The organism is Cellvibrio zantedeschiae, from assembly GCF_014652535.1.
Taxonomy (GTDB): Bacteria; Pseudomonadota; Gammaproteobacteria; order Pseudomonadales; family Cellvibrionaceae; genus Cellvibrio; species Cellvibrio zantedeschiae.
The window spans coordinates 613,817-624,512 of record NZ_BMYZ01000001.1; the positions used below are offsets into that span (position 1 = coordinate 613,817).

Genomic DNA, 10,696 nt, shown 5'->3' on the forward strand with positions numbered 1-10,696 from the left:
TATTTGGTAGTAATTAATACTGTTTCAAGAAATTGATCGGTTAATAATATTTGGTTGTGAGTTATTTGCCCATCTGAAAAGATAAAAAGCTGGATTACTCCTTTCACTCGCCCTTCGGGCCAACCTTGGTTGTTCAAAACACTTCGTGTTTTAGTCCCGCTGTCGCGAAGATGACAACTCCCATATAATTGCATGACGTTTAAAATTTAAATCCCAACCACAATTCTCAGCCTGTTAAGAAATGCTTATCCCCTAGCACCAACACCACCCCCTATTTATACTCCATTGCTCTCCATCGTGATAGTTGTTGTCCCTTATGCTGTCACTCAAATAATTAACGCAAATGAAGGGGTATCTCATGAACGAAAACGATAATAAAAATTCACGCCGTTTGTTTCTTAAAACACTTTCTGGTGCCGCTTTACTGGCGACAACATTACCTCATTCTGCATTCGGAAAATCGTCCTTGTCCGCTAACGATAATATTCAAGTGGCTGCTATCGGCTTGGGTATTATGGGCTTTAAAAATTGTGCGACTACGGTGACTGTGCCTGGTGTAAAACTGGTGGCGGGGTGTGACCTTTACACGGGTCGACTCAATCGCGCGAAAGAAATTTATGGCAAACAGTTGCACACCACAAAGCATTTTGAGGAAATTCTGGATAATAAATCTATTGATGCTGTGATTATTTCTACCAGTGATCATTGGCACGACAAGATTGCTATAGCGGCGATGAAAAAAGGCAAGGCGGTTTATTGTGAAAAACCTATGGTTCACAAACTTGACCAAGGTTTACCAATGATTGATGTGCAAAATCAAACGGGGCGGATTTGTCAGGTGGGAAGCCAACGTGTGAGTTCTGCCACTTATTTAAAGGCAAAAGAGCTTTATGAGTCTGGTGCGATTGGTCAGCTGGTTTTGGCGGAAGCTTTTTGGGATCGTCAATCTGCAAACGGTGCCTGGCAATATTCTATTCCTCGTGATGCATCACCCCAAACAATTGATTGGAGACGTTTTGAGGGCGATGCACCGCCGCATGATTTTGACCCGGTACGATTCTTTCGCTGGCGTAATTATCAGGACTATGGCACTGGTATAGCGGGCGATATTTTTGTGCATTTATTTTCAGGGTTGCATTTAATTGTTAGCTCGCTCGGGCCAACGCGTATCTATGCGTCTGGTGGTTTACGTTATTGGAAAGATGGTCGCGATGTGCCGGATATTATGACCGGTGTTTATGATTATCCTGAAACCAAACAACACCCCGCATTTAATTTGCAGGTGCGTGTTAATTTTATTGATGGTGGTGGCGGTGGTGAACAAATCGCGTTGGTTGGCACCGAAGGAAAAATGATTGTACGTGGCAGTTCTGTTGAAGTCATTCGCAATAAAATGTCGCAAGCTCCAGGCTTTGATGGTTGGGATACCTACAGCACCTTTGATAAGAAAAATCAGCATGATTACGCAGCATGGTACGAAAAATATTATGCAGGGCAATCTGATAAAAAAGAAACCAGCCGCATGGAATGGAAAGCTCCGCAAGGCTATAGCGACCATTTTGATCACCACTCAAATTTCTATAATGCTATTCGCACGAATGGAAAGGTTAAGGAGAATGCTGAGTTTGGTTTCCGCGCTGCGGCTGCAGCATTGGCAACTAATAAGAGTTTGTTTGAACAGAAGATTATTAACTGGGACCCAGTTGCGATGAAATTGGTTTAACATCGGCCTTAAACTGAAGTCAATAAAAAAGCCGCGTCGTAAAACGCGGCTTTTTTATTGTAAGAGTGAAAAATTTCAATACCAACAAGTTTTTTGAATTATTCCTTTTTATCCAAAGAGAAAGGATCGAACCATAAGGTTTTATCATCAAGCGGTGTCAGCTTGGGCAGTGTTGGGTTTTGCAGCTTGATAACAGTACGGCTTTTTAAATTGGCGTTAGCGATTACATCTTTCACCGTGGGATCGTTCATAAAATATTCTTCAAAGCTTCCGTCTTCAATAGCAATACGTAAACCCTTCTCAATATTTTTAGCCAGTTCGTTGTTAGATTTGTTAACAAAAAAGTAGAAAGGGTTGGGATAAATCATTAGCAGATTTTTCTCCACTTCCAAATCAAGCTTGGGGTGCCTTTTCATTTCGGCCCAGGGCTCATGCGCGCCACGGGGGAATGCATCGAATCGGTCCCCATCTAACATGAAAAACATACCTTCGTACTTGAGCACTTTAACCACATTCAGGTTGTTGGCGAGCAGTACATCTGTGTCGGCCCAAAAACGACCTGAGCCTAAAGATACGCGGCGCAAATCTTCAAGAGTGCGTATGCCATCAAATTTGGATTGCGTGCCTTTTTTGATCATTAACACCCGGTAACCCAGCAAGCCACGGTACATTGGAATTCGAATGGGCTGCATGCGCTCTTCAAATTCGTTGGTGGTGGCGTACCAGCAAACGTCCAGTTGGTTTTCAACCACCATTTGGATGATGCGAGCTTCTGTGTTGGTTGCGGTTGAATCATCCCATTCGTATTTTTCGGGAATTTTGGACAAGGCCAGCTTTAGCAGACCTTTCGCGTATTTAGGGATGCTTCCATCACCCTCTACCATCCGCAGCGGTTTGGCCTGTACCTGCAGAGGTAGGATTAACAAACAAAAAATCATTCCCAACAGTTTAAGTTTGGCGAATGGGCGGGTGTTAATGAGGGATCGCGTCATCTCGGCGTGTACCTAGGTTGTGATTGCTTACTAACTTTAGCTCATTATCGGGCAATTGCATGTCGCTTTTTTCAACATTTTTCAGGGGGGGAGTTCCTGGATATCTGCACCTTCGGGCTATTCCTGTAGCTTTACCGCGATTAATTTTTTGTCGGAGTTGCAAATGGTGAGGGCTCGGAGAATATTTTGTAACATGAAAATTCTATCCCCCTATAAATACCTCAATCGCTAGCTATTTGATTTTTATATAAATAATAAAAAAATATTTTCTTGATTTGAATTAATCGCAGCTTTTCGATTAATTGCAGCAAAAAATTCAAGAGGATATTGAGATGTTGAAACGCTTAATCCCATTTTTATTTGTGTCATTACTTGTTGGTTGCGGCGGTGGAGGAGGAGGGACATCGTCAGAGCCCACCTCAAGTTCAGCTGCAAGTGAATCTCTTGCACCACAGGTGTTAAAAAATACAAAAATCACACTGGATGAAACCTCCATCACCTTTGCGACGGGTGTTAGAGAAACGTCTACCGATAATACAGTTCTGCATTTTGACACCACTCAATTTACGGTTAAGGCTTCTGATGGTAGGACCTTGCCGACAATCTATGGGTATGGTTATGTCGCAACAGGGAATCTCGGAACTGTTATGAGCGTTAGAGGGGGTGACAGCTATAGGTTTGATCTTACATTCACTGATAAAAAATCTGGCACATTTAAAGAAACCTATACCGGCTTTGACGGGGTGCTCTTGTTGCGGGAAGGAAATTTTACTGTGCAAGATGAGCCTTTCTCATTCCTGCCGGAAAACATCGTAAACAATCGATATCTGTTGAACGTTAAAACCGCCACATCGACTTTAAGCGCGGATGAAAGCCCTATCGTTGGCGAACGTTTTGAAATGACTTTTTTCAAAGATAATTTGGTTGTTAGACCCTCAGATCTTTTGCCGAAAGAAGTGCAGGCAAGCTATTCAATAACACCAGTAGATGGCTCTACGCTTGAAATAAACGGTGTTTACTCAAATGCCAAGCACCCTTATAAATTGACTGCACGGTTTGATAGCCTTACTACAGGAACATTTACACTTAATATTGGTGAGGGTAAAGCAGTCGCTACGGGTGATTTTAACACTATCAAAATTACACCCATTGACAGGTCGAGCATGAAAGGGCGTTTTGTTGGCGCCACTTCGATTACATCTACAAACACCAAAATTACTTATCCCTACAATGTTTACCTACCGCCGGGTTATCAAACATCGGGTAAAAACTATCCGGTAATTTATGTGACTGATGGACAATGGTATTGGGATTTTGCGTATTTGCTCGAGAAAAAATCAAAAGATTTCATTATGGTTTCTATTGAACAAGGCCCCAGAGACAGGCGCATGATCGATTTCCTGCCAGATGGTGCACCGCTCTATACCAAGGTCTTAAAAGAAGAATTGATTCCTTTAATAGAATCAACTTACCGCACTAACCTTGAGCGCACTTTCGTGGGTGTATCAGCAGGCGGATTATTAGGAGCTTATTTGCTGAGTGTTGAGCCTGTAGGTGTTCCATATTTTAAAAATTATATGTTAATCGACGGAGCATTATTTGCGGTGACATCCGATATTATTAATGCGGAAGGACTACGTTTTAGATTGAATAACTCTTTGGCCGTAAACCTATTGCTTGCGGGCACCCCGCAGGGCAATGGTTGGTTTGTGAATGATTTCGAGCGACGTTACAAAAGCCGAAGCTACAGCAATTTCCAACTATTTAATAAAGAGTTCAGGGTGACCCACGACGAAATGGGACCGCTCGCGTTTGATGATTTAATTGAGCGTGTTTATTAATTTGAATTGATTCTCCGCCGGGTACCTGGCCCGGGTGACGAGCAAAAGGAAAATTGCTTCAAGGTCACCCGATTCGGGGCGGCCATTTATTTACACGACTCAGCTGTACCACCAAAGAATTTGTACGTGATCCTTCCTGTCTGACATAATCCCGCCCTTAACGTCACTCGGCCATATATTTGGCTTTTGGTGTAATTTGGCCCAACAACAAAAAATAACCCAGTGGATCTCATGCAAACTGCCAGCTCGCCTTTTCGTGTTCTTTTCGCCAGCTTAATTGGCACAACTATCGAATTTTTTGATTTTTATATTTATGCCACTGCTGCCGTTCTAGTGTTCCCCAAATTATTTTTCCCGGCTGGCGATGCAACTATTGCAGCACTGCAATCGCTAGCAACTTTCGCCCTCGCATTTTTTGCACGACCAATCGGATCGGCACTGTTTGGCCATTACGGTGACCGCATTGGTCGCAAGGCGACTTTAGTTGCAGCGCTAATGACTATGGGGATTTCCACCGTGTGTATTGGTTTTTTGCCTTCCTATGAATCCATAGGCATTACCGCGACTGTGTTGTTGTGTTTGTGTCGCATTGGGCAAGGAATAGGTTTAGGCGGAGAGTGGGGCGGGGCTGTGCTCCTAGCGACAGAAAATGCGCCGGACAATAAGCGCGCCTGGTATGGCATGTTTCCACAATTCGGTGCGCCCATTGGTTTTATGTGTTCGACCAGTGTTTTTTTATTTTTAACGCACAATTTAAGTGATGCAGATTTTTTAAGTTGGGGTTGGCGAATTCCATTTATTGCAAGTGCTTTATTGGTAATTGTTGGTTTGTATGTGCGCTTGAGTTTGGAAGAAACGCCCGCATTCAAGCAGGCAATTGAAACTGAAAAGCGTGTGCGTGTTCCCATGGTGACTGTGCTAACCCAGCATATGCGCGTTACGATTTTGGGTGCATTTTTGGCGATTGCGGCATTCGCGGTGTTTTACATTACCACGGTGTTTTCCCTTGGTTGGGGAACAAGCAAATTGGGCTACACGCGCGAAGAATTTTTAATTCTGCAATTGTATGCGGTGTTTGCGTTTGTACTTACCATTTGGTTGTCTGCTCTTGTTGCCGACAAAATTGGCCGCCGCGCCATGCTAATGATTTCAGGCTTCGCCGTGATGGTATTTGGACTGGGCTTTGCAGCTTTGCTGAATTCCGGTTCAAGTATTGGTGTTTTAATTGCTTTGTCGCTCGGCTTTAGCGTTATGGGTTTAACCTATGGCCCATTAGGTACTGCGCTTGCTGAAATTTTTCCTACAGAAGTGCGTTACACAGGTGCGTCACTCAGTTTTAATGTGGCGGGGATTATTGGAGCGTCTCTAACACCGGCAATTGCGAGTTGGTTGGCGACAACTTATGGTCTACCCTTCGTGGGTTACTACATTTCTGCGGCGGGAATATTAACTTTACTTGCTGCGTTTTCTTTGTCGAAGTCTTTGGGGAAATAGTGTTCCCCATCGTACTTGCTTTTTAACTTTTTAAATTTTTAATTTTTTAACTTTTCTCCACTGCGGAGAGTTGTAAGCACAGATTTTTACTTAAGCAAGTATTTTAGCCAGAGTGAAATCTAAACAAAAATTTGCATCTCTTCGCCAATTTTCTTCCGCATTTCCATTAGTTTAATCGCTGTTGCATGTTGCTTTTTATCTTCTTCTGTTTCAGGTACCCACACAGGGACTTTAACTGGCTGCCCGGATTCATCTACCGCTACCATGATAACAATGCAGTGTGTGGTCAATCTGCGGTTTAAGGATTTTGGATCACATGCATTAACCTCAATAGCGATATGCATGGAAGACTTGCCGGTATAAATAATTTTTGCACTAACTTCGACTAAGTTACCTACATGAACCGGTGATACAAAACGAATGCCGCCTGCGTAAGCTGTTACGCAGTAACGACTGCTCCAACCCGCAGAGCAAGCGTAGGCAGCAAGGTCGATCCATTTCATAACAGCACCGCCGTGAACCTTACCGCCAAAGTTTACATCTTGCGGTTCTGCCAAAAAACGTAGGGTGATGTCTCGTTGTGGGCTCATGTTGGATCTCGCTGCGCGCTCAAAAGGTGATAAGCATAAGGTTAGTATAAAACCCGTATTTTGGTACAGGTTTTAGTTTGCTCTTCAGCTTTGAGTTTCGTTATTCGCATCGCCCCAAATTTTATTGAGTAACTGTGTTATTTTTTCCATCTCGATTGGCTTGGTAAAGTGGTGATCAAAACCGGCCTCTTGGGCGCGTTGTTTATCTTCCTCAGTTCCCCAACCCGTGAGGGCTACCAGCACAGGTCTATTGGTTGGATAATTTGAAATTATTTCACGGGCAACTTCGTATCCATTCATACCGGGCAATCCAATATCCAATAACACGAGTTCAGGTTGATAACTTGCGGTTACTTGCAACGCATCAAAACCGTTGTAGGTTGTTTTGACCTCGTGCCCCAATATCTCCAAAAGCATACTTAGGGTGTCGGCAGCATCAATATTGTCGTCGACTACCAATATACGATGAGCAGATGTTGAGTTAACTACGGAGCGCATTGCTTCCTGTGTATCACTTTTAGCTGGTTGTGTGCTAAGCGGTAATCGAATTGTAAATTGCGCGCCCTTACCATGGCCGTCGCTTTCGGCGGTAATTGTTCCCTGGTGTAACTCTATCAATTGTTTGGAAATTGCGAGCCCTATACCCAGCCCGCCTTGGGCGCGGTCTAATGTTTTTCCTGCTTGAGTAAATAATTCAAAAATTTTAGAAATCATTTCAGGAACAATACCCACGCCGTTGTCTTTCACGCAGATGACGGCCGTGTTGCCGTCTTGTTCTGTAATCAATTCAATCTGGCCGCCAGCAGGTGTATATTTTGCAGCGTTGTTAAGAAGGTTGGTGATAACTTGGGCAATGCGGATTGGATCTACCTCAAGCAAAATATCTTTCCCGTCGTTAACAATAACTAATTCATGTTTATTTGCTTCAATAGCAAGTGCGCTAACTTCCAATGCGGACCGAATAATTTGATTGAGCTGAGTTTGCTCTTTTTTGAGTTCGATTTTTCCGCTGGAAATTCGCGATACGTCTAACAAATCGTCAATTAAATGCACCATATGTTTAACTTGGCGTTCCATCATTTTCAGTGTTTTTAGATCGGGTTCAGATAATGTTGAGCGCTCAAAAATTGCGACAGCATTGTGAATAGGGGCGAGGGGGTTGCGCAATTCATGGGCGAGCATTGCAAGAAATTCGTCTTTGCGACGATCTTGCTCTTGTAGCTTTTCGTACATGGTTGCATTCTCAATACCCGCGCTGGCGATGGCGGCGAGCTGACCTAATATTGCTTCGTCGTCGCTACTGAATTCCCCAGCATATTTATGTGAGAGTTGTAGTGTGCCCAGGTGCTGTTCGCCTTTTCCTCGCAGCGGAATAGATAAATATTTTTTATTGTCGAGAATTTCCGCTTCAAGATTTTGTGAATGCTGGGGTGTAAATTCATCGGAAATAGATTTCGCGGTAACAGTGACGTTATTAGGTGAGCTAATCGATACGATTGCTTGATGGGCACCAATAATGGAACGCGCTTTTTCCGCCATTAATTGCGCAATGCTTTTAGCTGATAAGAGTGCGTTTAAAGATTGGCTAGCTTCGGCAACTTTTCCGATCAAGATTGCATGTTGTTTTTCGGCTTCTAATCGTTTTGCTGTTTCTTCCTGTGCTTGTTTTAATTCGGTGATGTCGCGTGTGGTACCTGCAACTGCTTCGACTTCGCCATTTGCATCTAATATAGGGACAAAAATATAATCGTAAATGCGGCGGCCAAAAGTACCTGCGAAAGGCACTTCACCGCGAATAGGCAATTTGGTTTTTTTAACCTGCTCAATTTCCCTGTCATGCATTTCGGCATGCCAAGGCTCGTACCCTAATTCAAGGCACGTTTTGCCTATGGCTTCATCCCAGGTTTTCCCCCACATGGCCAATAAAATTTTATTGGCGTAAGAAAAGCGATGTTGCAGGTCAAATACGTAAGTGAGGTCGGGTGTATTTGATAATATGGTTTCGTATAAACGTTTGCGTTGTTCTGATTCTGCGCGCACGCTGGCAACCTGCGCTTCAGCTTGATGGCGATCCCAAGCGATGGCCATAAAGTGGCTGACAGTTTGCAAAAATTCTATTTCACTTTTTGAGTATTCGTCTCGTGTTGTGCTAGCCACCGAAAAAGTGCCTATGACTTTTCCGTCGCGGCTGAATAAAGGATGGCACGCGTAGGCAGTCACACCCATCTGAAGTACAAATGCACCCGCTGCATCTGCACAAATACGTTCTTTATTTGCAGCTAAAGGTTCTTTGGTTGCTGCCACGTTCCCGCAAAATGCCTGGCCTATATCGAGACGTGCCGCGGCTGGCTTGAGATGATCAGGAATTCCAACTTCAGTAACCAGTTGCAAATCATTGTTCTGCGTTAGTTTGTAATTGAATAAAATATCTGATTCGAGCGGTACGCGAATCATTTCAAACACTTCTTGTGAAAGTTTTGCGTGAGTATCGGGTGACTGAAGAATATGTCGCGCTAATATGAGAAGCAGGGCTCTTCGTTCACCTTCCTTCTGGCGTTCTGTTTCATCTGAAAACACTTTGCTGTATACCTTCAGCTCGCCATTTTTGTATAACGGCGTAGTGGTGCCAATTGCAAAAAAACGTGAGCTATTTTTGCGTAAATGCCAGCGCTTATTTTCCAATCTTTCTTGCTTTAAGCAGTTTGCTAATTCAGCAGCAGGAATAGCTTCTGATATGTCTGCTTCTGTGAACAAAAAATTTAATGACTGGCCAATGACTTCCGCAGCTGCGTAGCCAGTGATTCGCGATGCAGCTCCACCCCACTCAACGATATTTCCGTGTGGGTTAAGAATAATGATTGCGTGTTCTGCCAGTCCGTTGAGTAATAACTCAGCTCTTTCTTCTTTTGAGCTCAGTCCAATATCAGCGTGGCTTATTTCTAGTTGTGATCTAGTCACCTTGGCTTCCTTCGTTAATGTCACGCCAATAAAGCTACAGACTAAACACATCAATAACTTCGTTTATTCTTTTGTGTCAAGCGAGTAGTTGTATTTGAGAAGCCTGCTACAAGTTCAACCTAAGTCAGGTCAACTTACGAGATGGTTAAGCGGAAAGAGTGTATCCACGTGTTGATTTAAGCTCCGTACGCTAGGTCGCTTAGATTAGGGAAATAAAAAAGCCAGTGACTTGCGTCACTGGCTTTTTCGCTTTCGGGCTTCTCTAAATTAGTTCGATTTAGATGCCAATTCTTCTTCAATAAAATTCAGTGCTTCATCAATTAGCAACAACATAGAGTGCTTGGCGCGCTCAGGGTTGCGGTTTTTAATGGCGTTAAAGACTTTGGCGTGATCTTCCACAATACCTTCATGGTTGCCTTTCATCGGGCTAGTGTGGCTGATACTCACGCGCAATGCAGTTTGGATAAAATCGCGCAGGCGCACGTAGAAACGGTTATTGCTGGCGTAGAGGATACTGATATGGAAAGCGATGTCGGCATCCAAATCTTCTGGCGTATTGTCTTCTGCATTTTTCATTCTTTCCAATGCAGCTTCAATCGCATCAATTTGTTCTTGGGTAGCATAGCGTGCGGCGAGGGCAGCGGCTTCCGGTTCGATTGCAATACGCACTTGCAGGAATTCTTTCAGCACTTTCATGGAAGGTTTGCTTTCGAGGGACCAGCGCAAAAGATCTGGATCAAAAATATTCCATTCTTCTTCTGCTTGAACACGAATACCCTGGCGCGGCTTACTGGAAATTAATCCTTTCGCCGACAGCATTTTCACTGCTTCCCGCACAGCGCTACGGCTCACGCCAAATTTGTCGCACAATTCTGCTTCAGTCGGTAAACCATCAGTGTTGTATTCGCCACAAATAATAGCCTTACCCAATTCATGGACCATGCGGTGAGAGAGGTTAAAGTTTCGGTCGAGAAGCGCCATTTATGTGCAATCCAGATTGTTAAATTATGGGCTGAAGGGTAACGATTTATGCTTAATATTACAATATAAGCATTTCGCTTAAATGCGCATTTAACCAAGTTAAGTAGCGCTGTTTGT

Annotated in this window: 7 protein-coding genes; 3 read left to right on the plus strand and 4 right to left on the minus strand. The window is 43.6% G+C overall.

Annotation, left to right across the window (positions count from 1 at the left end; translation table 11 throughout):
• The first annotated feature begins 358 nt into the window (after nt 1–358).
• Nucleotides 359–1,723 (plus strand): Gfo/Idh/MocA family protein, encoded by a 1,365-nt coding sequence (locus tag IE104_RS02770; protein WP_189415907.1) that lies wholly within the window; start codon nt 359–361, stop codon nt 1,721–1,723.
• Between the two features lie 98 nt (nt 1,724–1,821).
• Here IE104_RS02770 and IE104_RS02775 read toward each other — a convergent pair whose 3' ends face one another.
• Nucleotides 1,822–2,715 (minus strand): transporter substrate-binding domain-containing protein, encoded by an 894-nt coding sequence (locus IE104_RS02775; RefSeq protein ID WP_229837582.1) that lies wholly within the window; start codon nt 2,713–2,715, stop codon nt 1,822–1,824.
• Between the two features lie 332 nt (nt 2,716–3,047).
• Here IE104_RS02775 and IE104_RS02780 point away from each other — a divergent pair, with 332 nt between their 5' ends.
• Nucleotides 3,048–4,556, plus strand: a complete 1,509-nt coding sequence (locus IE104_RS02780; RefSeq protein ID WP_189415909.1) for an alpha/beta hydrolase — start codon at nt 3,048–3,050, stop codon at nt 4,554–4,556.
• 231 nt (nt 4,557–4,787) lie between these two features.
• Nucleotides 4,788–6,050 carry an MFS transporter gene (locus tag IE104_RS02785; RefSeq protein WP_189415911.1) on the plus strand — a complete coding sequence of 421 codons (1,263 nt, stop codon included), beginning with the start codon at nt 4,788–4,790 and terminating at the stop codon, nt 6,048–6,050.
• Nucleotides 6,051–6,169: 119 nt separating this feature from the next.
• On the opposite strand, the gene IE104_RS02790 is transcribed toward IE104_RS02785, so the two are convergent.
• The 3 genes from IE104_RS02790 to IE104_RS02800 all read right to left on the minus strand — a co-directional run bounded on the left by IE104_RS02790 (nt 6,170) and on the right by IE104_RS02800 (nt 10,579).
• The gene (locus IE104_RS02790) at nt 6,170–6,640 is read right to left on the minus strand and encodes an acyl-CoA thioesterase (RefSeq protein WP_189415913.1); all 471 of its coding nucleotides are present in this window, start codon (nt 6,638–6,640) and stop codon (nt 6,170–6,172) included.
• Between the two features lie 84 nt (nt 6,641–6,724).
• A complete protein-coding gene (locus IE104_RS02795) occupies nt 6,725–9,598 on the minus strand; it encodes a hybrid sensor histidine kinase/response regulator (protein ID WP_189415915.1) in 2,874 nt (957 codons plus the stop codon).
• Between the two features lie 267 nt (nt 9,599–9,865).
• The gene (locus IE104_RS02800) at nt 9,866–10,579 is read right to left on the minus strand and encodes a FadR/GntR family transcriptional regulator (protein ID WP_189415917.1); all 714 of its coding nucleotides are present in this window, start codon (nt 10,577–10,579) and stop codon (nt 9,866–9,868) included.
• Nucleotides 10,580–10,696: the final 117 nt, after the last annotated feature.